The organism is Microbacterium sp. NPDC056234 (assembly GCF_042267585.1).
Lineage (GTDB): Bacteria > Actinomycetota > Actinomycetes > Actinomycetales > Microbacteriaceae > Microbacterium.
The window spans coordinates 1-24924 of the sequence record NZ_JBHJTE010000007.1; the positions used below are offsets into that span (position 1 = coordinate 1).

Sequence of the window (24924 nt, forward strand, 5' to 3'; positions counted from 1 at the left end):
ACCCGCCAACATGAGCGTCGACAACGGGTAATAGACCATCGGCTTGTCATACACCGGGATCAACTGCTTGGAAACACCAAGCGTGATCGGATGCAGACGCGTCCCCGAACCCCCCGCAAGAATAATGCCTTTCACAAGCAGTTATCCTCCCACACACATGCAGGCCCAGCTGATCCCGCAAACCTCTCGTCAGGGGCATCGAGCTTGGGAGGTGGTACCAGACCGTCGATCAGAGTCGAAGAAGACGGCGTTTGACAGATTGCACGGTAGGCCGGAGCCATGGTGCGACGTCGAGAGCTGCTCGGACGATAGGGCGTATGCGGTTGTAGATGCGTCTGCGCCACTTCTCAGTGCTTGTGCCGCCGCCGCGTACCTCGTCCCCGGTGGAGCGCAATGCCGGTACTGACGTGCGGGTGGCCGAATACTGTTCTGATAGTTCGATGACGAGATCCACGACCTGCCGGACGCCAGAGAGCGTTGGTTCTGGCGAACGCTCACTGGGCAACGTCCCGGTGACGAGCTGCCGATACATGGCCGTGAAGTCGTGATTGAGCTCACGCTGCGCGGCAGCGATGGAGGCTGCGGACATCTGTGTGTACCTTCGCGGGGCAGCCGCAACAGTTGCGATCAGAGCGGCCAGTCGGCCCGCCTCCTGCTGAGGGACCACCGCCAGTCCGCCGTTGCCGTTAGCCAGCGCGAGCCACGGGAGGTCGTACATCGCCACCGGAAGGCCGCGCGCCTGCGCTTCAGGAATCGTGAGCGGATATCCCTCGATGATGCTCGTGTTCACGAAAATATCTGACGCGTCGATCGCAGCGACCAGGTCGGCGCCGCGTAGCGGACCGATCGCCTCGACTCGGCCGCCAAGGCCACGCTCGCGCGCCAGAGAATTCAACTGCGCCGCACTCATATCCCGCCAGTCAGGACCGATAATCCGAAGGCGGAAATCGACGCCCATGCGATCCAGGTGCTCTGCAACATCGATCAGCTCGGTCACGCGCTTCGTGCGCTGTTGCAGTCTTCCCCACCAGACGAGCTCGACCCGGCGACCCGTCGGCCCAGGTTTCGGCGTGCTGGCGATGCCAGCATTGAGAAGGAGTGACGAAGGCGGGTTCGGCAGGTACGAGACGCGCTGCATCCCACGCAGCTTCCAGAACTCCACGTCGAGTGGTGACAACACCACGAGGTGCGCCAGCAGGGGGAAGTAGTGAGGAGCGCGCTCGAGGCGATCGAGGCCGAGCAGTAGTGAGCGGCCGGCGAAGTTGTGCGACCATCCGATCGTAGGGATGCCCTCTGCTCGCGCAGCGAGGGCGAACGCATGCCACGACGTCGAGTACTGCCACTGGTGATCGATCACGAGATCGATATCATTCCGCCTGCAGATGCCGGCCCACTCAACCAGCGAAGTGCCCAGAGTGTCGGCCGATGTTTCGGCGAAGGCTGCGCCAGCGGGCACGCTGGACAGATCGCTACCTGGCTCCCGTGCTGCGATCGTCACCCGGAAGCCGGCATCCAGCAGCACCCGTGCTTGTGAGATGACGACCCCGGAGATCCCTCCGGTCCGCAGGTGATTCGTCGCCAGAAGCACGTTGCGCGTTGGTCGCGCTGGAAGGTCGATCGCGGCACCGTGCGCCGCGAGTGTGTCGATCGCCTTCGGCCAATGCAGAGCAGTCGACTGCACGATGTCGCTAGCGGATGCGCGTGAATACAAGTCGACGAACATCTCATCGAGCAGATCCGTTCGGGTGTGCTCCGCGAGATAGTGAGTCGTGTATCCGATGATCGCTCGTCGGACGGATGCGTATGTTGTGAGTATCAGTTCGGAGTCGGTGGCCCTGCTGGCGAGCTCACGGACAGCGGACTCAATCGAGTCGATGGACCGGATCGCACCTGCATAGAACGACGCGGTGTCGAGGTCGTGCACCTTTTGACCGCTGCCCCCTCGCCCGAAGTGATAGCGGTATAGACGGTCGGGGATCGATGCGAAGCGGGCTGCCAGCGTTGCGGCGAGGAACGTGATGGGTAGATCGTTGACGCGGGGCAGAACCAGGTCGGACGGCATGAGCGCGTAGGCGTCGAGCAGGAGCCGCGTCTGGAACAGGTACCGCCATAACTGCCCTTGTGCAGGACGGTCATGGGGGAACAACTTGAGTAGCACGTCGCTTCCGGAGAGCGACGAGTGCTTCGGCTGAAGGCGTGATTCGAATGCCCCACCGGACCGGCCGTCGCGGTGCACGACCTCGATGCCGAACTGCACGAGGTCTGCGCCCGTGGCAGTCGCCTTGTCGAGCGCCACTTCCGCCGCGCGTTCTGTGAGCTCGTCGTCACCGTCGAGGAACAGTAGGTGTCGTGCCCTCGCCGCAAGGATCCCGGCGCGCCGGGCTTGAAACGCCGATGCGTTGCGCTCTTGGCGGATCACACGCACGCGCGGATCGCGGGCCCGGTAGCGCTGGACGACTTCGACGGTGTCGTCGGTGGACGCGTCATCCACGACGATGACTTCGATCGCCCGCAGGGTCTGTCCGAGGCAGCTGTCGATGGCGTTGGCAATTGCCTCCGCGTCGTTGAACACGGGAATGACAATCGAGACCAGAGGAGTCACAGGCGTAGGGCTCTCGTTATCGGTGCAGCAGAAGGCGTTTGACTTTGCTCACGACAGGCCGCAGCCACGGGGCCATATCCACGACGTGATGGCCGATCGGCGTCAACTTCTGTTCGACACGCGGACCGAATGTGCGTGGCTGCGCGCGACGTCGAGGTGTGGCGCTGTGTCGCGACGGCGAACGGCCCGCCATGGCCCGTGGTGGTGGGGCACTGTGTTCGGCGAAGAAGACCAGCAGCTCGAGAATCTTGCGCCCGTCTTCGATCGTCGGTTCCGGAGAATACGCTGACGGCAGTTCTCCATGGAGCAACTGTTCGTACAGCTGGGTGAAGTCGAACGAGACCGCGCGGGAAGCGGCCGCAACAGATGCCCTCGACATCGATTCGTATCGTTGGGGATCGGTCGAAAGATCGGCCAGCGCCGCGGCGAGGGAGTCCGGGTCCTGTTGCGGTGTCGTGACGACACCGGCGTTGTCCTGGGTCAGAGACAGCCATGGGAGGTCGTACATCGCTATTGGAAGTCCGCGTGACTGCGCTTCGGGCAGCGTCAGAGGATACCCCTCGATGATGCTCGTGCTGACGAAGACATCGGATGAATCAATCGTTGCAAGGAGGTCGACACCATGCCGCGGTCCCGTGAGCTCGACGCGATCCGCGACGCCGCGTTTTGCGGCGAGATCGAGCAGGCGATCCGCCGTCATGTCCGCCCAGTCCGGGCCGACAATCCGCAGCTGGAAATCGATGCCGAGCCGTTCCAGGGACGCAGCGACTTCCACAAGCTGTGACACCTTCTTGGTGTGTTCCTCGAGGCGCCCCCACCAGACGAGCTCCAAAGGGCGCCCCTGCGGCGCCCGCTTCGCGTCACGCGTTGCGCCTGCTTCCAGCAGGAATGGCGAGGGCGGATTCGGCAGGTAACTGACATGGGGGATGCCGCGCAGCTTCCAGAACGCGACATCCAACGGTGAGAGCACGACGAGATGTGCGAGGGCTCCGAGATGCGTCTTTAACAGGGATTGAAGATCATTGCCGTTGTATGTGGGCCGCCCCGCGAAGTTGTGAACCCACCCGACAGTCGCCGCTCCCGTCGACCGCGCCGCGAGCGCGAACGCCGGCCAATCACGGGAGTAGAGGATCCGATGGTCGATGACGACGTCAACATCGTGGCGCCGACACAATTGCGCCCATTGCGCCACTCGCTGGCGTCGGGTCGTGCCTGTCAGCTGCACGAGGGCCGCGCCCTCCGGAACCAGTGACTCGGCGCTGCCCGGTCTGTGGGTCGCGACAGTCACCCGGTAACCCGCGCCGACGAGCAAGCGCGCCTGTGTGAGCAGGACCCCCGACACGCCACCTGTGGTGAGAACGTTGGTCGTGAGCAGCACACTACGAACAGGAGACTGCCCCAGCTCCCGGCGCTCTCCGTGCGCGGCGAGCAGAGCAAGCGCCTCCGGCGCGAACGCTACGGCTGCCAGGGTCGAATCGAGTTCGTCGATCCTCCTCCGTAGTCGAGCTTGCTCATCCGTCCGTGTCTCGGCGGGGAGAGCGGCGAACGCCGAGAGGGCGTCGGCTACGGCGGTCAGATACCCGGCAGTGTAGGCCTCGAGCAGCGGCTCTGGGTCAGCGCTGGAACGGGCACGCTCGTGCATCGCTATCTCGATGTAGCGGAAAGCATCGACGCGATCGAGCGCGTGACCGAATTGCATGGCATCGGTCCGGGCTACGGGCATTCGGTGAATGTATGCCACCGCGTCAACCGAGGCGTAGATCGTTGCGCACGCGTATGCAAGCAGGACGACCGCCCGATCGTCGATAAGCGCCGCTCCGCCATCGACGGCCTCTGCGTACGCCTGTCGAAGCAACTCCCGGCTGAACAGCGTGCGCCACGTATCCAGACCCGCGGGCGTCTCGCGAGGCACGAGCTTGCGGAGAATATCGGCGCCCTTGAGAGGCCCGGCCACAGGCGCGGACTTCGTGGTCTTGCCATCGGCACGGGTTGTTTCGATCGTGTAACCGATCAATTGGGCCTGTGTGTCATCCGCCTGGCGGCGAAGACGCATCGCAGCGCCTCGATCGAGCGTATCGCCGGCGTCGAGGAACAGGACAAAAGGGGCACGCGACGCCTCGACGCCCGCTCGACGCAACTGCGCCGCGAGTGCGTCCTCCGGCTGGGCGAGCACGGAGATCCGCGGGTCGTCTGCGATTGCGGCCGTGACGGGTGAGGCCTGCGTCGAGTGAACGCACACGATCTCGATCTCCGGGAACGTCTGAGCGAGACAAGATCTCAGGCTGCGGTCGACATCTCCTTCGTCATCTCCGCAGGCGATGATGAAGGAGATGAGGGGCATCGATTTAATCGGCATCAGGTGCTCACCGTCCCGACGCAGCGTTACGATACACGTCGCCGTAGCGTGCGCTAACCGTGTTGGGGTCGCGTGCGTCGAGGTTCGGACTCCCGGTCGGCGGATCAGCGCGCAGCTCTGCGAGCGCGGCCTCGAGTGCGCGGGCAGTCAATTGTCCCGGGTGCCGGCGCACCCAGGATGTCCCGACCTCGTCCGCCAGTGCTCGCGTGCGGACGGAGTCTTCGACGAGGACGGGGCGGTCCAGGGACAGGGCGAGCATCAGGACGCTCTGACCTTCGTACCCCTCGGTGGCCACGACCACCACCAGCTCGGACTGGCTGACTTCGATGACCCGGGCCGCATCCGAGAGCTCCTCGTCGCGAACTGAGATCGCGTCGACATGATCTGCAAGCGTGCGTGCGTACGAGTCCTCCAGCTCGGGTGGGATCTTCCCGGCGATGCGTAATGTCCAGCCCGGCAATTTGGCGACGCTGAACACCTTCAAGGTGGCCTCATATGCAGGATCCAGCACCTCGTTGGCGACGACGAGTACGCGCCCCGCACGAGGCTCTTCGCGGGGGAAACCGAGGAACCGGTCGCGAAGATGGCTGTGGCCGATGAGGATGGGGGACCGGCCATCAGCTGCGGCGGGGGGTATCAGCGTGATTACGCTCGCCGCGGCCTCATCAAGGATGGTCTCCGGCCGTGAGGGTGGCCGGGTCAGCTCTTCTCCGTGAGCGGTGCGCACAAGCGCGATCTTGCGGCGGCGGAGGAGCCTCGTGAAGCGTTTCGCGCGCCGGATGCGTTTACGATCTGAAATCTGTCCGTCGCCGATTACCCGCGCGATGTCGGTCAGATGGACCACGTCGACGCCGTGCGACCGCGACGGGTTCGTATGGAACTTCAATACGACGTCCTCTGGCGCTCGTCCGTTCGAGCCGTCGCCGAGGAGTTGATCCACATAATCGACACGGTGACGTGGCGGCCGCGAGGTTACGAGCACCGTCGGAACGGCGCCTGGTGAAGCGTCCCGTTCGCTCGCTGCCCCGGTCGCGGGAAGTAGCGCGGAGAACACAAAAGCCACCATATAGTGTGGGGTGCCGTGACAGTGAAACGGACCCAGCACGTCTTCGCGCACCTCAGCGGGCAGGATGACAATCTCGGCGACTCGGCGCTGCGCGTCGCCTACCTTGAGGCTCTGCGAGGCCCAGGACGACACGTGCACGTCCATCTCGGTGAAGCGACGGCAGATTACACTGCTGGGTTCGCTGCAGGCCCTGACGTCACGTACTACGCGCGGAGGGCGGACTGGGCCGAAGCCGAGGAGGCTGCGGTGCGACCGGTGCATGCGTTCAATGCCGGTGAGATCAACCCGCGGGCGGGCGGGATATTCCCGGTTCCGCGCCGAGCGGCGGAGTGCGCGCGGGCCCTCGAGGACGGTGGGGCGTTGATTTTCGCCGGGATCGGCATCAAGAACGTCGAGAACCTCGGAGGCGTCGCTTTCGACTCGGTCATGCGCGAAGCGTCGGTGATGTCGTGGCGTGACCAAGGGTCGCGCGATGGTGCCGGATTCGGGGACTTCGCTCCGGACTGGGCGTATTCCGAAGGCGCGCCGGTCGACCAATGGGCACCCGTGATCGAGCGCCCGTTCATCACGGTGACCATGCGGTTCGACCGCCCGTGGCCTGGTGAAGAATGGCTGTCCTCTGTCCGCGCCTTTGCTGTCTCGACCCAGACGCGCATAGTCACGGTTGCGCAAGTGGCACGCGACGCGCCCCGGGCGGTGCGCCTCGCGAACGCGCTCGGCGGTGAGTACATCACGCCGCTGAGCATGCGTCACGACGCGCTCGACGACTACATACGCGCTGTATACAGGCGGTCGCTGGCTGTCATCAGTGACCGCGCGCACGGACTCATCATCGGGGCGACAGAAGGCGCGTACCCGATCGGGTCGGGTAGCGACCCGCACAAAATCTCGCGTCTGCTGACGGCCGTTGGCCTCGGCGGTCTCGTCGGCCGCTATGACGAATTCGATGGGTTCGCAGCGCGGTTCGACGCGCAGCTTCCGTCCCTCGCGCCAGCGGTGAACGCTGCGCGCGCCGATATCGCGGACTTGCGGGCGCACATCCATGCGGCGATGGACGCTGTCGCGTGATATTCGATGAGGTCGCGGCGATGTAGCGAGGATGGACGTCAGCGCGCTCCGAGCCACCCCTTCGCACGGTATGCGAGAGGCTGCAGTCCAGGAATGCGTCGTAGCGTGGCGCGACCGAGCGGCGTTGCCGACTGCCACATCCGAGCACCCCAGGCTCGGGTGTGTGCGGCGCGCATTCCGGCGCTTCCGCCCGCACGTTCGGAGAAGAACACCATAAGACGGAGCAACTGTCCGGCGTCGTCGAGGGTCGGGGGCGGCGAGTACTCAGGTGGGAGCGTCCCCGCGACGACGTCGCGATACAAACGGTCGAAGTCGTGGGCTCCTGCCCGCGCCGCGGCCTCCAAGGACGCCTGGGACAATTGCGCGTATTGATCGGTGTTATTGAGGACGTCAGCGAGCTGAGCGGCAAGTCCCCGAGCGTCACCCTGTGGCACGGCGACGACACCCTGGTTGTTCTGCACAAGAGTGAGCCAGGGCAACTCATACATGAACACCGGCAGTCCACGCGCCTGCGCTTCGGCGATCGTGAGTTGGTACCCCTCGATGATGCTCGTTGAGACGAACGCGTCCGCCCGGTCGATCGCGGCGACCAGGGCCTTGCCATGTAGCGGCCCGACGGCGGAGACCGCGCCACCGACACCGCGACGACGGGCGAGCGCGTTGAGCTTCTTCGCAGTGATGTCGTCCCAGTCCGGGCCAACGATGGTGAGGCGGAAGGGCACTCCGAGAGCGCGCAGTTGCACACCCACTTCGACGAGTTCACGCACTTGTTTCGTGTGCTGCTCCAGGCGCCCCCACCACACCAGTTCCAGCTGCCCGGTCGGGGCCGTTTTCGCTCGCATGTCGCCGGCTGACTCTCGCATCAACGGCGACGGGGGGTTGGGCATATAAGCGACATGCTCTATGCCCCGCAGCCGGAAGTAGGCGACATCCAGAGGTGACAGGGTGACCAGCTGGGCGAGCGTGGGACTGCACCTTTCGATGAACGTCAACCGGTCGTTGCCGTCGTACACGGGACGCGCGACGAAGTTATGCAACCAGCCGATTGTTGAGGCGCCCTCGGCTCGTGCCACGAGCGCGAACTCCGGCCAGGCGTCCGTGTAGAGCACCTGATGGTCAACAATGACGTCGACCTGGTGGGCGCGGCAGATCTCCGCCCACTGCAGCAGCTGTGCGGGCAGTTGACGCGAGGAGAGCTCGACGAACGTGACGCCAGCGGGCAAAGCGCGTATATCACTCCCGGCATTGCGAGCAACGACGGTTACCCGGTAGCCCGCGTCGTGCAGATAGCGTGCCTGCGACGCGAGTACTGCCGAGACCCCGCCGGTACGCAGCGTTGACGTGACAAGCAGGATGCTCTGCACAGTCGTGGGAAGACCTTGCCACGTGGCATGGAACTTAAGAGCCTTCAGCGTCGCCGGATAGAAACGGGCCGCCGCATGCACGATGTCATGGCTCGTGGCGACCGTATGCAGAAGCGCTAGCGCGTCGTCAAGCAGAGACTCATCGCTGTGCTCGACCAGCTGAAAGCACACGTACCCGATAATCGACAGACGCGTCGACGCATAGATCACCTGCAAGAGGTCAGGATCCCGGTGCGCCGCGGCCAGCTGCGTGACGGCCGGACCGATGGAATCGACCGAGGTGATCGCCCCGGTGTAGAACAGTGCACGCTCGACGCTGTCGATGCGGTGACCGCTGGCGCCTCTGCCGAAATGATATCGATAGAGCCTGTCGGGCACTGCCGCATAGCTTGTTGCCAGGGTGGCCGCGAGGAAGAGGATCGGAAGGTCGTTGACGCGCGGAAGCACAAGGTCAACTGGCATCAACGCGTAGGCGTCGCGCAGTACACGTGTCCGAAAGAGGAATCGCCAGAGTTGTCCCTGCGCCGGTCGGTCGATCGGAAAGAGCGTCCGTAGGACCTCGTCGCCGCTGAGCTGTTGCTGTGGCGGTTGCAGCCGCGCCTCGTAGGGGCTGCCGGTTCGCCCGTCGCGTTCGACAACGGTGACGCCGAAGCCGACGATATCTGCATCTGTCGACTGGGCCCGCGCGAGCGCAGTCGCCACGGCATCCGGTGCCAGCTCATCGTCACCATCAAGGAACAGCACGTGATCGGCGCTCGCCGCCAGGATGCCGGTTCGTCGTGCTTGGAACGCCGATAGGTTGCTCTCGTGGCGCACGACGCGGACGCGCTGATCGCGTTTCCTGTAGCGCTCGAGGATGGCCGCGGTGTCGTCGGTCGAGGCGTCGTCGACGCAGACGATCTCGATGTCGACGAGCGTCTGGGCGAGTGCGCTGTCGAGGGCCATCGCGACGGTCGTGTCGTCGTCCGAGACTGGCATGACGATCGTTAGAAGGGGGCGCGGGGTCATCGGAGACGAGTCTATCCGCGGGCCGATAGCCTGTGAGCATGAAGATCGCTATTGCCGGGACCGGATACGTCGGCCTGTCCAACGCCGTCATTCTCGCCCAGCACCACGAGGTATTCGCCGTCGACATCGACCCGGCGAAGGTCGAGATGCTCAGCCGTCGGGTGTCTCCAATCGCCGATGTCGAACTCGAGGACTACCTTTCCACGCACGAACTCGGCCTCACACCGACGCTCGACGTCGACGAGGCCTATCGGGATGCGGAGTTCGTCGTCGTCGCAACACCGACCAACTACGACGAGGTCACAAACTACTTCGACACGTCGTCGGTCGAGGGTGTCATCGAAACCGTTCTCGCGGTCAATCCTGACGCCGCGATCGTGGTCAAGTCGACCGTGCCGGTGGGGTTCACGGCTCGGATGAACGCGGACTACCCGCGGGCGACGATCATCTTCTCGCCGGAGTTCCTGCGCGAGGGGCGTGCTCTGCACGACAACCTGTATCCGTCGCGCATCGTCGTGGGCGACCGCGGCCCGGTCGGCCAGCGCTTCGCCGAACTGCTGCTCGAAGGTGCGATCGCCACGGACGTGCCGGTACTGCTCACCGACGCCACCGAGGCAGAGGCGATCAAGCTGTTCGCCAACACTTACCTCGCGCTGCGAGTGGCGTACTTCAACGAACTCGATACCTACGCGGCGGTACACGGACTCGACACGAAGCAGATCATCGAGGGTGTTGGCCTGGACCCGCGCATCGGGTCGCACTACAACAACCCCTCGTTCGGTTACGGCGGGTACTGCCTGCCCAAGGACACCAAGCAGCTGCTGGCGAACTACTCCGAGGTGCCGCAGAACCTCATCGCCGCGATCGTCGATGCGAACAGCACGCGCAAGGACTTCGTCGCATCGGACATCCTCGCTCGTGAGCCTCGGACCGTCGGTGTCTACCGCCTGGTCATGAAGTCGGGATCGGATAATTTCCGCGCATCTTCGATCCAGGGGATCATGAAGCGCATCAAGGCCAAGGGTATTGAGGTCGTCGTTTACGAGCCCTCGCTCGAGGAGCACGAGTTCTTCCATTCCGAGGTCGTGCGCGACCTCGACGAGTTCAAGGCCCGTGCCGACGTCATCATTGCAAACCGCTCGACCGACGCGCTCGACGACGTCGCGCACAAGATCTACACCCGCGACATCTACGGTCGCGACTGAGTAGGTCGCAAGTGGGCACACGGGCCCGTGCGGTATCATCGTCCGATACGCCCGCCCTGGCGCGGGCGTATCGTGCGCCACGGTAGAGAGATAGAGGATTCCGAATGGGAGCGATGGCTGTGCCCGCGACCGACGGTCTGACCGAGGTGGGGACCCGTCCTCGTCTGGGCGACTATCTCGCGGAAACCTGGCGCATGCTTACTTTTGCGCTGCGGCTCGCCGGTAGCCGCTTGATCTCGGGCTTGTTGCCAAATCGGCTCGGTGTGCTGTGGATCGTCCTAAAGCCGCTTTCGCTTGCGATCGTGTACGGCACCATCTTCTACTTCATCCTCTCCGGTGCAGCTCGTCCGGCGAACTTCGTGCAGTACCTGATCGTCGGGGTGTTCGTCTTCGAGTTCTTCACCGGCTGCTTCGGGAGTGGATCGAAGGCAATTACGAACAACGCAAAGCTCGTGCAGAGTTTCGGGTTCCCCCGAATGCTTCTTCCGATCTCCGTCGTGTTCGAACAGGCGATGCGCATGATCCCGGTGATCCTGCTACTCGGAATCCTCCTGCTCATCTTTGGCGAGCCGATTTCCTGGTCCTGGTTGCTGATCATCCCGATCTTCATGGTCATGGGCGTCTTCAACCTCGGGCTCGCGCTCGTTGTCGCGCGAGTCGCGGTCCGCACGCGAGACATTCAGCAACTGATCCCGATCATCACCCGAATCCTGTTCTACGCGAGCGGCATCTTCTTCGATGTCGACGGCGCGCTCGCCGCCTATCCGACCTTGCTGACGATCGTGCACCTCGTGCCGACGTACGACTTCATCTCTATCGCCCGTGACGTGCTGTTGTCGGGGTACTCCGCCCCGCTGCTTGCGTGGATCGCTGCACCAGCCTGGGCACTGGTGATGATCGTCGTGGGAACGATCTTCTTCTGGCAGGGCGAGCCGAGGTACGGTCTCAGTGACTGATCTTCTGCTCCCCGGTCAGACAGTCGGAGTGCGGGATGACGGTCCCCGCGCGATGATCGTCGCGGAGGACGTGCACGTGAACTATCGCGTGTACGCCTCCGGCAAGCGCATGACGACGCGGGAGTCCATGCTGAGCCTGCGATCGTTGCGGGGTGGACGCGATCTTCAAACCGTTCCAGCTCTACGCGGAGTGACCTTTACCGCGAGCGAAGGCGAATCGATCGGGGTCGTCGGTCACAACGGCTCGGGCAAGTCGACGCTCTTCCGAGCGATGACCGGCCTCATCCCTCCGTCAGAGGGGCGCATCCTGGCTCGCGATCGCCCGGTTCTTCTCGGCGTGAATGCAGCTCTGGTACCCGAGCTTTCGGGCGAGAACAACATCCGACTCGGGCTCTTGGCGATGGGCTTCAGCCCCGACGAGGCGGCGGCGCAGGTCGACGAGATCGCCGACTTCGCCGAGCTGAACGACTTCATCTATCACCCGATGCGCACGTACTCGTCTGGTATGGCAGCGCGGTTGAGGTTCGCGATCGCGTCGGCGAAGGCTCATTCCATTCTTCTCATCGATGAGGCGCTCGCGGTGGGTGACCGGCGCTTCCGCGCGAAGAGCGAGAAGCGCATCGGCGAGCTGCGTGGCAGCGCGGGCCTCGTGATGATCGTCAGCCACTCCGTGGGCTCGCTCAAGGAGACGTGTGAGCGGGTGCTGTGGGTGCACAAAGGCGAGTTGATTGCCGACGGGCCCGCCGCCGACGTCATCGCCGAGTACGTCGCCTGGACCAAGAAGCCCGGAGCTGGTGCCGTCGGCGCCGCTTCCGCGTCGATGCCGCAGACGAAGAACGCCCCAGTCGCTGTAGGGTTTGCCGGAGTTGCCGAAGGAGACGGCGAGCAATCGCCGACAGTGCCCGCCGCGACTGTGCTTCCGGCGACAGCCGTGCCCTCCTCGATATCTGACGAGCCACGCGCCATCGCACGTCGCGAGCGCCACCGCCGAATCGAGCAGCGCCAGCGCAAGCGCAGCTTCCTGCTCATGGCGCTCACCGGTGTCGCAATCCTCCTTGCCGTCGCTGCTGGCGCGATCATCGGTACGCTTGCCAACGCCGCGTCACCTTCGGGCCCCCAGCCTTCGGCTGAGCCCGAGCCCGAGAAGACACCGACCGCAGCCGCGGCTCCTGTGATCACGAGCTTCACCGCCAACGCCACCACTGTGCAGTGTGCTGCGGACGAAGGCGAGGCGCAGGTTCTGCTCAGCTGGCAGATCGACAATGCCGAGACGGTCTCCATCGGGGTGGGTGACGCCCAGGTCGACGCGATCGACCTTCCACTGGCCGCAGCGCTGCCCGACAACATCACCGACCGCGCGGTTCCGTTCGACTGCACGAAGGAAGCAGTCGTGTACACCGTTACCGCGGAGAACGAAGACGGCGTGAGGGTGAGCGTGCCGTACATGGTCACGCGGGTGCTCCCACCCGAGCCCGAAGAGCCCGAGGAGCCCAGGGGCGACGGCAACTCCTCCGACCAGGATTCGCCGCCCCAGGAGTCCGAGCCGGAGCCTGGTGCTGGCACGGGCGCTGATGCAGGTGCGGACGCCGGTGCTGGCGCTGGCGCCGAGGCTGATGCCGGTGCTGACGCCGGCGCGGGTGCTGACGCCGGTGCCGAGACTGGTGCGGACGCGGGTGCTGACGCCGGGGCTGAGGCTGATGCCGGTGCTGACGCTGGCGCCGGTGCTGACGCCGGCGCCGATCCGGGGCCGGTGCTCCCACTGCCCACGCCGTCGACAACGTCCTGACTGTCGCAGGTTCGACGGTCGTGCCGCTCGAGAACGGCCACCGACGAACCGACTAGATTTGCATCATGCGCCGCCGGAATTCGCCCTCATCCCGAGCGCCGCGCGCTACCAGAACTTTCGTCTCTCTCACCGGCCCCGCGGGCAACATCGGTGATGCGCTCATCCGCCGAGAGACGCTCGCCTGGTCGATGGGCACGAGCGACGAACTCGTCGCATACACGGGGGAAGCCCCCGATGTCTGGTTGAGGCAGCTGGGTCTCCCGAGCGGCACGGTCGTGCTGCGTTCCAAGAGCTCGGTGCCGCGTTGGCTCTGGCTTCTCCTGATTGCTCCGCGGCATCCCGTCCTGGTGTTCGAGGCAGGCGAGATCCCTCTTGACCGCGGCAACGGGCTCAGGGAACTCGTCTTCCTCGCCGAGACGATCATCGTCCGACTCAAGGGAGGAGTCGTCGTCCGCCCGCCGCGTGGCATTCGCGCGCCATCGCAGCCCGCCCTCAGCATCCATCGCCTGGCGACCCGCCTGTCGCAGGTGACGCTGTGGCGAGACGCGTCGACGCTGGCGACCGCGCGGACCGGGCGTCTCGCACCCGACATCGGGTTCTCCGCCGGCACCCGCGACGGCCTCGCCTGGAGCGAACGCACCGAACTGCTCGTGAGCCTTCGCGGGGCGCGCCCCCTGCCGGACGCCCAGTGGCTCAGCGCGGTGCGTGAGAGCGCATCGGCCGCCGGCCTCCGCATCCGCACCGTGGTCCAGGTGCGAGAGGACGAGGACCGCGCGCGCGAGCTCGCGGAGCTGCTCGGTGGCGAGTTCGATGCCTGGGGCGACACCGATCCGCTCGTCCACGAGGAACACCTCAGGGAACGCTACGACGCGGCGCAGATCGTCGTCAGCGACCGGATGCACGTCCTCGTGCTCGCAGCGCTGAGCGGTGCGATCCCCGTCGAGTTGGTTCCGCATCCGACGGCGAAGATCACGAATGCCTTCGCAGCCATCGGCCTGGAGGGCATCTCGATGGATGCGACCGCGAGCGATTCGGAGCGCATGAGAGAGGTCCTCATCCCGACGCCGGAGCGCGCGGCAGAGGTGTCTGAACGCGTGAGCGCCGCGGGGGCGGTCCTCGCAGACATCCAGCGGCAGATCCGTGCCGCTGTGCGCAGGGCACGAGCATGACTCAGGCCCGCATCCTCTTCCTCTCGCACAGCCATCCGTTCGGTCCCTTCCGGGTCGGCAGCCACCACTACGCCCGTGTGCTCTCCGAACGCGGAGCGGACGTCGTGCACCTGAGCACTCCGATCTCGCTCGCCCACCGGGTCACGGGACGTGTCAGCCGACAGGACCTCGCCGCCGTACCGCGCCATCCGCAGCGTGAGGCGAACGGCGTGCTGCACATCGTCCCGCGTACGGCCCTTCCTGCGCCGGTGGGAGCCCCCAGGGTCGCGCGGATGCTGGAACGCGCGGGCATCCCCGCCGGCTTCGATGCGGTGCTCATCGATCAGCCGTTGCTCTGGGATGATTCCGTGCGCTCGCTCGCGGAAACGGTGGTCTATCGCCCGACGGATCTCTACCCCGCGGGGGTCAAGAATCGCCTGCAGCAGCAGATCGTGGATGCTGCCGACGGCGTGATCGCCACGTCCGACGAAGTGCTGCGCGGCCTGGGCTCGCTTCGGGTTCCTTCGCTCGTGCTGAGCAACGGGGCGGATGTCGCGCGCTTCGCCCCACCTGTCGGCGCGGACACCGCGCGGGACGCCCGTTGTGTCTACGTCGGAGCGCTCGACGACAGGTTCGACTGGGAGCGTGTCGTCGCCTGGGCGCGTGCGCATCCGCAGGTCCGGTTCGCCATCGCCGGTCCCGAAGCCAGCGCGCCGCACACTGTGCCGGCGAACGTCGAGCTCCTCGGCGCCGTGCCCTACGCCGAGGTCCCGGCTCTGCTGCACACGGCACGCGTGGGACTCCTGCCGCTGTCCGACAACCCGCTCAACGCGGGGCGCAGCCCGATGAAGCTCTACGAGTACCTCGCGGCCGGACTCGCCGTCGTGGCGCGCGAGACGCCCGGCATTCGCGAACGATCCGACGTCGGCATCGAGGTCTACACCAACGAAAGCGACGCGGATGCCGCGCTCGAGCGTGCGCTGCGGCATCCGTCTCCGAACCAGGCGGGCAGGGACGCGGCCGCCGACGCATCATGGGAGCACAGGACGGATGCGCTGCAGGATTTCCTGCGCGCTGTCCGTCGGCGCGCCGAGTAGTGCGTCAACCGGGCATCCGCCCGATCGTCTCCGAGACGATCGCCGCGGTGCGGTCCCAGTCGTAACCCTCGGGCGGATCGACCCGCCGCTGCGCGGAGACGGCGCGGACCAGCGCGTCCGACCACTCGTCCGCGTCGTCAGGCGACGCAACCGACCACCCGCGATCCCCGACGATCTCCGCGACCGATTCGCACCCGCGCCAATGCACGACCGGCACCCCGCACCGGATCGACTCCAAAGCCGGCAGACCGAACCCTTCCAGCTTCGACGGCATCACGGTCGCAGCGGCGCCTCGGTACAGCTCGGCGAGCTGTTCATCGTCGACGCCACTCACCCAGCGCACTCGGGCATCGACGCCGCGGTGCATCGCACGAGCACTCAGGTCGACGATCTCGCGCTCGGGGACGACGGCCACGAGGCGCACGTCGCGCGCTGCGGCGAGGGCGTCGAGGACGACGTCGAGGTTCTTGTGCGCGCGCCCGTTGCCGACGAACAGGAGGTAGGGGTCGGAGGTCGTCAGGGCGTCCGCGCCGGGGCGGAATGCGTCCGAGCACCCGTTGCCCGCGTTGACGATCTCGACGGTGTCGTCGTTGATCCACTCCCGCAGCGCCCGGGCGGAGGTCTCGGACACGGTGAGCACGACACCGGACCTGCGGACCACCGAGCGGACGGGCCCCGCGTAATACGCCGCGAACTTCCAGCGGGCGATGCCCGGCGCCTGCAGCTGGATCAGATCGTGCAGCGTGAGCAGCTGCCTCCGAGCACGCACGAGTGCGCCGTAGCCGGGGGAGTACACCACGGCATCCGCAGCGGACCCCGCGCCGACCGCGCGGAACGAGTCGACGGGGCTGAACGGTGAGCCGTTGAGGCCGAGCGGCTCCCACGGCACCGTCAGCCGCGGGAGGACCTCAGCGGCGTATCGGCCGATGCCGTGCGCGCCGCGGTAGCGGTCATCGACCAGGACGCGCGTCATGCGCGGCTCTCTTCCGGCGCGCTCGTCTCGCCGACCGACTCGGCGGCCCAGGTGCGGATGCGATCGGCGAAGACCTCTTCGGAGAACTTCATCCCCTGGGTTCGGCAGGCATCGGCCGAAACACCGGATGCCGTCTCGACGGCCCTGCGCAACTCATCGCGCGACCAGTGCTCGACGAGCGCTCCGGTGCTGCCGTGCACGATCGTCTCGGCCGTGCCGCCCACCGCGTTCGCGATGACGGGGCGTCCGGCCGCCATCGCCTCGACGGGGACGATGCCGAAGTCCTCGACGGCCGGGAAGACGAGCGCGATACAGCGATTCAGCAGCGCGCGGTACAGCTCGTGACCGGGGGAGCGAACGAAATGGACGCGACCGGGCGCGCGTTCTTCAGCGAACGCGCGCAGGCGGTCCTCGTCCGAGCCCGCGCCCGCCAGGACCACCGGAACGTCGGCGGCGAGTCCGGCCTCGATCACGAGATCCAGCCTCTTATAGGGGATGAACCGGGAGAAGCCGAGCAGGAAGCGGTCCGGAAGGCGCTCGAGGATCTCCTGGTCGCGCTCGTCCGGTTCCGACGGGCCGAGGAAGCCGGCCACGTCGACGGGCGGATGGATCACGGTGCTCTCGCGATGCCACGCCTGGGCGATGCGCTCCTGAACGAACACGCTGTTCGCGGCGATCGCGACGGGCTCCTGCGCCCGCCGTCGATCGAGGCTCTTCAGGGGCGCAGCCACCGCTCTCGCGATCGGCGAGCCGCCGCGCCCGTCGAGCTCGGGATTCCAGATGTACCGCGCGGGGGTGTGCGCGTAGACCAGCTTGGGCGCGTGGCTCGCGGCACCGGCGAATCGCGCGTGGTGCGCGAAGAGGTGGGAGCTGGTGAGGATCCAGTCGGCATCGACGTCGGGGAGGCCTCGCCAGGCGAGGGGCATGAGGGGCAGCGCCGCGGCCTTGTGCCCGCGCAGCGGCGTCCGTGCAAGCCACGTCTCGCCGTCGACGGTGAAGCGCCCTTCGCTGTCGTTCCAGAGGCAGTAACGGGCGGCATCCGGAAACACCCGCGTCAGCGACTCGAAGACGTTCTCGGACCCGCCTCGCCGGGCGAGCCATTCGTGCACCAGGACACCGCTCACGGGGCCGACCCTGCACGAAGAAGCATGCATCGAGTCTAGGGAAGTTCGTCGGCCCGCCGACTCCAGGGTCTGTCAGCTTCGTGCCGGTAGGTTTGATGTGACCACCCGGGGGGAAAGGACACGATGGCTCTGCGCCTGACGAAGAAGACCACGATCATCATCGCGAGTGCGGCGGCCGTGCTCCTGGCCGGAGGAAGCATCGCGACGGCCGCTGTGATCATGTCGCAGCAGCCGGAGCCCCAGGCGAGCCGGACACCCGAGCCCACGCCCGAGGCAGTCGTCACCACCCCGCCACCCGAGCCGCTGGCCGAGGTGCCGGTGACGAACGTCGCACGGGCATCGATCGACGGGTGGACGCTCGCCGACCGCACGGTGGTCGGTGCGGTGCTCCCGGAAGTCGGCGATGCCGCTACGGGCGCCGTGTCGTTGCGAGTGGATGCTCCGGCAGACGACCCCGACATCATCGCCGCCTCCGCTGCCGTCGCTCTCGCGCCCGATACGGATTACACGCTCAGCGTCGCCGTGCGCGTGCTCGAGGAGGAGAAGACCGAGACGGGTGTCCGTCTGGACGTCGCCGGCCAGAGCTTCGCGCTTCCCGAGCTGGACGCGGAATGGGAGACCATCGAGTTCGCGTTCACGACTCCGGCCGATCAGGCCGCCGAATCGTCGATCGACATCGCCCTCTCCGGTGCCGTGCGCGGCCTCGGGGTCGACGACGTCTCGATCACAGCGAGCGGCGGGGAGGAGTTCGTACCCAATGGCTCGTTCGAGGCGGTGCAGACACCCGCGGGCATCGTCAACGATTCGCTCATCATGACGGCGGAGTCCGCGCTTCTCGCCGTCTCGCTCGCGGAGGGTCCTGTGCAGTGGAGTGCGACGTCCACCTCCGGAGGCGACCCGATCACCGGCCAGGCCAGCGTCAGCGGAGCTCTGGCAGGACTACCGCTGACGGGAGTTCCGCAGGGACACTACGCCGTCTCGGTCAGCGATTCATCCGGCCGAAAGATCGATACCAGCGTCGCCGTGATCGACGCCGACAGCTTCTACCTGGCGCAGGATGCGCGCTTCGGGGTCGCGTCCCATGTCGAGAAGGAACCGTTCGCCGGCACGGGGACTCTGGCCGCTGCGCTCGGCTTCGCCGAGGTGCGCAACGACATCTCCTGGGAACGCAACGAGAAGACTCGTGGCGAATACAACTGGGACGAGAACTACGTGCGCGAGTTCTCGCGCATGCACGCCAACGACGTGAAGCTCCTGGGGCTCGTCGTATACGGCAACCGGCTCTACGGCACCAGACGCGCACCGTCCGGAGACGAGTCGATCCAGGCCTACGGCGCCTATGCGAAGGCCGTCGCCGACAGGTTCGACCTGGTCGGTCTCGAGGTCCTCAACGAGTTCAACCATCGCGAGACGGATGTCCCCTGCGGTCAGGGGCCGTCCTGCTACGTGCCGATCGCGCAGTCCGTTCGCGACCACGTCAGCACGGCTTACCCCGACCTCCCGATCGTCACGGGTTCCACGGCGCTGTACGACCGTGACTGGTTCGTCGGATTCTGGCAGGCCGGTGGCATGGCAGTCACCGACGTGGCGAGCTACCACCCCTACGAGTCCTGGATCAATCGCAACGCCGACCTGATCGCCGGAACGGTGCAGCAGTCCTATGCGGACATGCAGGAGGTCACCGGTGAGACCCGGCCGGTGTGGGTCACGGAGATGGGCTTCCCCACGCACCACGACGGTGTCACTGTGCTCGAGCAGGGGCAGATGATGGTGCGCAACGAGACGCTGGCCTTCGCGAACGGCGTCGAGAAGTACTTCTGGTACGACCTCGTCAACGACACGCCCGATCCTGTGGCGGGCGAGGCGAACTTCGGCCTCTACGAGAACCTGCCGCGCGAGGGCGTGCTCGCACTGGCTCCGAAACCGGGAGCCTTCGCCCAGGCCCTCATGATCACGCAGCTGCAGGACAAGGCGTTCGCATCGGACGAGTCCGACGATGCGAGCACGGTGGCGGTGTTCGGAGCCGGTGGCGACGAGACCCGCATCGCATGGGCGAAGGGTGCCGAGGTGCAGCGCAGCTTCGCATCGGACGTCGCGCTGGCGGTCACCGACATGTCCGGCCACACCGAACTGGTCCAGCCCGTGAAGGGCGAGGTCACACTGACCCTCGGCGCGTCTCCGGTCTTCATCACGTCGGAGGCGGATGCTGAAGCGGATGCGCAGGCCGAAGCGGACGCCGAGGCAGAAGCAGAAGCAGAGGCGGAGTGACTGCTCCCGGCTGCGTCCTAAGACGCCGCCGGTAGAATGCACCGGTTCCCTCCCGTATGAAAGGTAAGTCGTCCATGAGCGCTGACAGCAGGCGAGCGCAACGCAGCGACGAGCAAGGCGATCAGAAGACGGACAAGGTCGTTCGACGACGTCGCGTCTGGGTGATTCTCACGCTCGTCGTCATCGCCCTCCTTCTCGCCGTGTGCTGGGTCGGACTGCGCGCCATCACCGTGAAGGACGGGCTGACGAAGAGCCAAGAGCTCATCAGCGACATCCAGAACGGGGGAGACGTCGACAAAGCGCTCCCCGAACTGGCCGAGAACGCCGCCAGTGCGGGAGCTGCGGCATCCGATCCGGTCTGGTGGCTCATGGAGTGGGTTCCCGTGGTGGGGGACAACCTCAGGGGGGTGCGCCTCGCGGCGCAGTCCCTCGACGCTCTGGTCAACGGCGTGGCACTGCCCGTGATGGGTGACGAGGACGACACCGAATCGGTCACGGTGCGGTTGCTCCAGGCGACCGAGGACGAGGGCGACCACATCGTGGAGCTCGCCGACGGACTGGATGCCGTGTCGAACTCTCCCTTCCTCATCTCGGTCGTCCGTGACGGCGTCGAGCAGGTAGACGAAGTGATGTCGGCGGCGGCCCCGATGATCGGCATCATGCCGAAACTGCTCGGAGGAGACGGCGAACGCAACTATCTGCTCGTCTTCCAGAACAATGCCGAGTCGCTCGCCCTCGGCGGCAGCGCGGCAGCGCAGACGCTCGTCAAGGTCGACGGTGGCAAGATCTCGATGGGAGCGCAGGGCAACAGCGGAAGCTATCAGAACGGCGTCGCCGTGGACGTTCCCGTTCCCGACAGCGCCATCCAGCTCTACACGAGCTATCTCGTGGACCACATCAACACGAGCACGAGTCGTCCCGACTTCCCCTCCGCGGCGCAGATCCTGCGCGCCTGGTGGCAGCGTGACATCGCACCGGACGAGGTCGCAGGCGTGATCTCGATCGACCCTCTCGCGCTGCAGCGGATTCTCGTCGCGACGGGCCCGATCGAGCTCGCCTCCGGCGAGGTGCTCTCCTCCGACAACGCCGTCTCGGTGCTGCTGAGCGAGGTCTACGGGCGATGGGACTCCTACAAGGAGCCCGAACTCGTCGACGGGTTCTTCGCCGACACGGCCGCGGCCATCTTCGACACGATCGCCGCCGGCGACTTCGACATCAAGGACATGATGTGGGCGATCACGGAGAGCGCGTCCCACGGCAGCGTCCTCGTCTGGGGCGATGACAAGGAGGTCGCCGACGCGATCGACGGTACCAAGATGAGCGGTATTCTGCCCCCGCACAACAAGGACGTCACCGCGGTCGGCATCTACTTCAACAACAGCAACGGTTCGAAGATCGACTACTTCACCGAGACGGCCACCACGGCGACAGCCGTCTGCGAAGGGGATACGGCGACGTTCACCGCGAACGCGTCGCTCACGCTGCCTTTGACCCAGCGGCAGGCGGAGGCATTGCCCCGCTACGTGCAGAGCATGACCTTCGGCGCCCGCTTCCGTGACTGGATCTTCGTCTACGGCCCTCCGGGTACGACGTTGTCCGATGCGACCTTCAACGGCGACGAGGTCTCGGTGATGCACCGCGACGTCGATGACCTCGGCCGACCGGTCGTCGCGTTCGAAGCGTGGTTCGACCCGGGGGACTCCGTCGACGTCACTGCGACGTTCGTCGGAGCCGGAGGCGACTACGGCCCTCTCGAGGTCCGCACGAATCCGATGGTCAACGGCGAGAAGCCGGTCGTCACCGACGGCTGCTCCGGGTGAGAGGACCTTTCGAACGGCATCCAAGCGGGTACAATGACTCGAGTTCTGGTGTCGTCACAGGGGGGTGAGCGTCGTCGTCGTTCAGCTTGAGCGCGGCAGCTCCGATGTCTCGGGGGAGTCGGGGGAGACCTCTCGGATTCCCGTTCAGAAAGCGCGTCGGGTCGCGTGGCCGCGTCGTTACGCGAGCCGTCTCTTCTACAGCGATGTCGCGGTGCTGGCGATCACACTGGTCGTCGGATGGCTGGTCGCCATCCCCAGCATCACCACCGCCGTGTCGTGGCCGGGTGGTCCTCGCTTCTCCTATACGGCCGCGCTCATCATCATCGGCGTGCTCTGGCTCATCGCCCTCGACGCCACCGACAGCCGCGAGCGCCACATCGTCGGCAGCGGATACATCGAGTATCGGCGTCTCGTCAACGCCTCGATCGCGGTCTTCGCCTTCACCGTCGCGATGGGTTACTTCCTCGGGATGAACCTGTCCCGGGTGCTCGTGGCGGTGATCTTCCCCCTGGGCGTCATGCTCCTGCTGCTGTCGCGCTGGCTGTGGCGCCAGTGGTTGCGTGCCCGACAGAAGAACAAGCAGTATCTGCACCGTGCGGTCGTCATCGGCGAACCGTCGAAGGTCAGGCATGTCACCGGCCAGATTCGTCGTACTCCGGGCAGCGGTTACGAGATCGTCGGGGTCATCACGAACGGTGTCGCTTCCGAGGGAGTGCCGGACATCGACGTGCTCGCCGATATCGCCCATGCCGAGGGGGCTCTCGACGCGGCCAACATCGACGCACTGATCATCGCGGGTTCGGACGACATCGACCCTGAGATGATGCGTCGGCTCGGCTATGCGGTGTCCGATCGCGACATCCAGCTGATCATGGCTCCTGCGCTCACCGACATCGCCGGCCCGCGCCTGCATGCCACTCCGGTCGCCGGCCTTCCGCTCGTGCACGTCGATTTCCCTCGTATGGAGGGGGCGGCCCGATTCCTCAAGCGCACCTTCGATCTCGTCGGATCGACGATCCTGCTGGTGCTGTTCTCGCCGGTCTTCCTGGTGACGGCGATCGCGATCCGCATCGACGGTCCGGGAGGCATCCTGTACCGCCAGGAGCGCATCGGTCGCGGCGGACGGACATTCGGCATGCGGAAGTTCCGATCGATGGTGGCCGACGCCGACGACCAGCTCGCCTCGCTGCTCGATCTGCAGGGCGACGGCACCACGCCGCTGTTCAAGATCAACGATGACCCGCGGATCACCAGAGTCGGGCGATTCCTTCGCAAGCACTCGCTCGACGAGCTGCCGCAACTGGTCAACGTCTTCCGCGGGGAGATGAGTCTCGTCGGCCCTCGACCTCAGCGTGCCACTGAGGTGGCGCTCTACGACGACGTCGCCTACCGGCGTCTTCTCGTGAAGCCGGGGATGAGCGGTCTCTGGCAGGTCAGTGGTCGCTCCTCGCTGTCGTGGGAGGAGACCATTCGTCTCGATCTCTACTACGTCGAGAACTGGTCGCTCATGCAGGACATCATCATCCTGTTCCGCACGGTCCGTGCGGTCATCACCCCGGGCGCGACGGCGCACTGAGTTTCGAATATATCTTTCGAACATCTATTCCCTTTCGGATGCTGGCGGAGTAGTCTGGGGGTATGTCGAAGACGACGCATCTGGATGCTCTGCACGAGGCGGTTTCCCGTCTTGATGCGGTGTGGGCGGATGCGGGGCATGCGAGTGATCTGAGCCGGGCCGGGCTGGTCGCGGCGAACGACGCGTTGGGTGTGCTGCACCGACTCGTGGACGCCCTCGAGACCGAAGTCGCGGCCGGGATCGCCCGGGAGTCGCGCGTCGAGCTCGGCGCCGGTTCGTTGGCGAAGGAGCAGGGGTTCCGCAATGCCGCCCAATTCGTCGCGACGGTGACCGGCCGCTCGACCGGGGAGGCATCGCGGCTGGTCGCGATCGGCGAAGCCACCGCACCTCGAAGCGATCTGCTCGGGGGGCGGTTGCCGGCGAAGTACCCCGCCGTGCGCAAAGCTCTCGGTGCCGGCAGGATCGGCGCGCCGGCCGCCGGACTGATCGTCACGCTGCTGGACCGGGTCGGGGTGAAGATCGGCACCGACCGCATCTTCGAAGCGGAAGCGCTCCTGGCGGAGAAGGCGGCGGGGCTGTCGTTGAACGAGGTCCGGACGCTCGTCACGCGCGCCGAGGCGTTCCTCGACCCGGACGGCGTCGCACCGCGAGAAGAGGCTCTCAGAGCACAGAACTCGCTGGTGATGTTCGAGCGGGACGGGCGTCTGCACATCGATGGTGATGTCGATGTCGCCACCGGCGCGCCCATCAAGGCGGCCCTGGAGGGGTACGTCACCGCGGTGTTCGCGGCCCGGAAGAACACGCTGGACCCGAACGGCCCGGACGCCGATCGCCGCACGGTCGCGCAGATCCAGGCCGACGGGCTCCGCGACATCTGCGCCCACGTCCGCGGGTGCGACGACAGCACCCCCGCTCTCGCCGGCGCGACGGTGATCGTGCGCGTTGCACTCGACGACCTCAGCGACGGCACCGGCTACGGCAGTATCGACGGGATCGACCAGCGGGTCGGCATCGGCACCGTGCGGCGCATGGCCGCCAGCGGGGGTGTCATCCCGTGTGTGCTCGGCGAGGATAGCGAGATCCTCGACTGGGGGCGAGAGAAACGCTTCTTCACCCGGGCGCAGCGCCTCGCCCTGGCCGAACGAGACGGCGGCTGCGCGATGTGCACTCTGCCGCCCTCGATGACCCGCGCCCATCACATCGACTGGTGGGAACGCGACCACGGCCGAACCGACCTCGACCGAGGTGTGCTGCTCTGCGAGAACTGCCACCACCGCATCCACGACAACGGATGGGACATCCGCATCGACGGCACCGGCGTCACGGCCCGCGTCTGGTTCATCCCGCCGCCCCATGTCGACCCGAACCGCACCCCGCGCCTCGGCGGCACCGCCCGCTACAACCTCGCCGCCTGACACGAGCAGTGCATCCGGCCGCCCCCGGCATCCTGACTCTTCCCCTCCCGGCATCCGCCGGACAGAATGGGAGCGTCGGCCGACCTTGCCGG

Annotated in this window: 17 protein-coding genes; 10 read left to right on the top strand and 7 right to left on the bottom strand. The window is 66.1% G+C overall.

From position 1 onward, the window contains the following. The 4 genes from ACFCYE_RS16875 to ACFCYE_RS16890 all read right to left on the bottom strand — a co-directional run. The coding region (locus tag ACFCYE_RS16875) for a sugar phosphate nucleotidyltransferase (RefSeq protein ID WP_376178139.1) at window positions 1-135 on the bottom strand (135 nt) is incomplete at its 3' end. 94 nt (window positions 136-229) lie between these two features. Further along, window positions 230-2602, bottom strand: a complete 2373-nt coding sequence (locus tag ACFCYE_RS16880) for a glycosyltransferase (protein ID WP_376180611.1) — start codon at window positions 2600-2602, stop codon at window positions 230-232. 16 nt (window positions 2603-2618) lie between these two features. Further along, on the bottom strand, window positions 2619-4943 hold the full coding sequence (locus ACFCYE_RS16885) for a glycosyltransferase (protein WP_376180613.1): 2325 nt from the start codon (window positions 4941-4943) through the stop codon (window positions 2619-2621). 22 nt (window positions 4944-4965) lie between these two features. Then, a complete protein-coding gene (locus ACFCYE_RS16890; RefSeq protein ID WP_376180615.1) occupies window positions 4966-6168 on the bottom strand; it encodes a hypothetical protein in 1203 nt (400 codons plus the stop codon). Window positions 6169-6450: 282 nt separating this feature from the next. Here ACFCYE_RS16890 and ACFCYE_RS16895 point away from each other — a divergent pair, with 282 nt between their 5' ends. Then, window positions 6451-7092: a hypothetical protein gene (locus ACFCYE_RS16895; RefSeq protein WP_376180617.1), complete on the top strand. Its 642-nt coding sequence runs from the start codon at window positions 6451-6453 to the stop codon at window positions 7090-7092. A 38-nt stretch (window positions 7093-7130) separates the two neighbouring features. Here the strand turns inward: ACFCYE_RS16895 and ACFCYE_RS16900 are convergent, their stop codons facing one another. Beyond that, complete coding sequence (locus ACFCYE_RS16900; RefSeq protein ID WP_376180618.1) at window positions 7131-9464, bottom strand: glycosyltransferase; 2334 nt, start codon at window positions 9462-9464, stop codon at window positions 7131-7133. A gap of 38 nt (window positions 9465-9502) precedes the next feature. Between ACFCYE_RS16900 and ACFCYE_RS16905 the strand changes: the two genes are divergently transcribed. The 5 genes from ACFCYE_RS16905 to ACFCYE_RS16925 all read left to right on the top strand — a co-directional run bounded on the left by ACFCYE_RS16905 (window position 9503) and on the right by ACFCYE_RS16925 (window position 15656). Beyond that, on the top strand, window positions 9503-10669 hold the full coding sequence (locus ACFCYE_RS16905) for a nucleotide sugar dehydrogenase (protein ID WP_376180620.1): 1167 nt from the start codon (window positions 9503-9505) through the stop codon (window positions 10667-10669). Window positions 10670-10782: 113 nt separating this feature from the next. Continuing rightward, the gene (locus tag ACFCYE_RS16910; protein WP_376180622.1) at window positions 10783-11625 is read left to right on the top strand and encodes an ABC transporter permease; all 843 of its coding nucleotides are present in this window, start codon (window positions 10783-10785) and stop codon (window positions 11623-11625) included. Further along, window positions 11618-13411, top strand: coding sequence for an ABC transporter ATP-binding protein (locus tag ACFCYE_RS16915; RefSeq protein WP_376180623.1), 1794 nt, complete (start codon window positions 11618-11620; stop codon window positions 13409-13411). Before ACFCYE_RS16910 ends, ACFCYE_RS16915 begins: the two co-directional genes overlap by 8 nt. A gap of 65 nt (window positions 13412-13476) precedes the next feature. Further along, window positions 13477-14580, top strand: coding sequence for a hypothetical protein (locus ACFCYE_RS16920; protein WP_376180625.1), 1104 nt, complete (start codon window positions 13477-13479; stop codon window positions 14578-14580). Beyond that, window positions 14577-15656 carry a glycosyltransferase gene (locus ACFCYE_RS16925; protein WP_376180627.1) on the top strand — a complete coding sequence of 360 codons (1080 nt, stop codon included), beginning with the start codon at window positions 14577-14579 and terminating at the stop codon, window positions 15654-15656. Before ACFCYE_RS16920 ends, ACFCYE_RS16925 begins: the two co-directional genes overlap by 4 nt. A 4-nt stretch (window positions 15657-15660) precedes the next feature. Here the strand turns inward: ACFCYE_RS16925 and ACFCYE_RS16930 are convergent, their stop codons facing one another. After that, window positions 15661-16629, bottom strand: a complete 969-nt coding sequence (locus tag ACFCYE_RS16930; protein WP_376180628.1) for a glycosyltransferase family 4 protein — start codon at window positions 16627-16629, stop codon at window positions 15661-15663. Beyond that, the gene (locus tag ACFCYE_RS16935) at window positions 16626-17753 is read right to left on the bottom strand and encodes a glycosyltransferase (protein ID WP_376180630.1); all 1128 of its coding nucleotides are present in this window, start codon (window positions 17751-17753) and stop codon (window positions 16626-16628) included. Before ACFCYE_RS16935 ends, ACFCYE_RS16930 begins: the two co-directional genes overlap by 4 nt. Before the next feature lie 123 nt (window positions 17754-17876). Between ACFCYE_RS16935 and ACFCYE_RS16940 the strand changes: the two genes are divergently transcribed. From ACFCYE_RS16940 to ACFCYE_RS16955, 4 genes are all read left to right on the top strand, one after another. After that, window positions 17877-20021: a hypothetical protein gene (locus ACFCYE_RS16940; protein ID WP_376180632.1), complete on the top strand. Its 2145-nt coding sequence runs from the start codon at window positions 17877-17879 to the stop codon at window positions 20019-20021. 74 nt (window positions 20022-20095) lie between these two features. Beyond that, complete coding sequence (locus ACFCYE_RS16945) at window positions 20096-21841, top strand: DUF4012 domain-containing protein (RefSeq protein WP_376180634.1); 1746 nt, start codon at window positions 20096-20098, stop codon at window positions 21839-21841. 64 nt (window positions 21842-21905) lie between these two features. Further along, window positions 21906-23417: a sugar transferase gene (locus ACFCYE_RS16950; protein ID WP_376180635.1), complete on the top strand. Its 1512-nt coding sequence runs from the start codon at window positions 21906-21908 to the stop codon at window positions 23415-23417. A gap of 62 nt (window positions 23418-23479) precedes the next feature. After that, window positions 23480-24832 (top strand): DUF222 domain-containing protein, encoded by a 1353-nt coding sequence (locus ACFCYE_RS16955; RefSeq protein ID WP_376180637.1) that lies wholly within the window; start codon window positions 23480-23482, stop codon window positions 24830-24832. The last annotated feature ends 92 nt before the right edge of the window (window positions 24833-24924 follow it).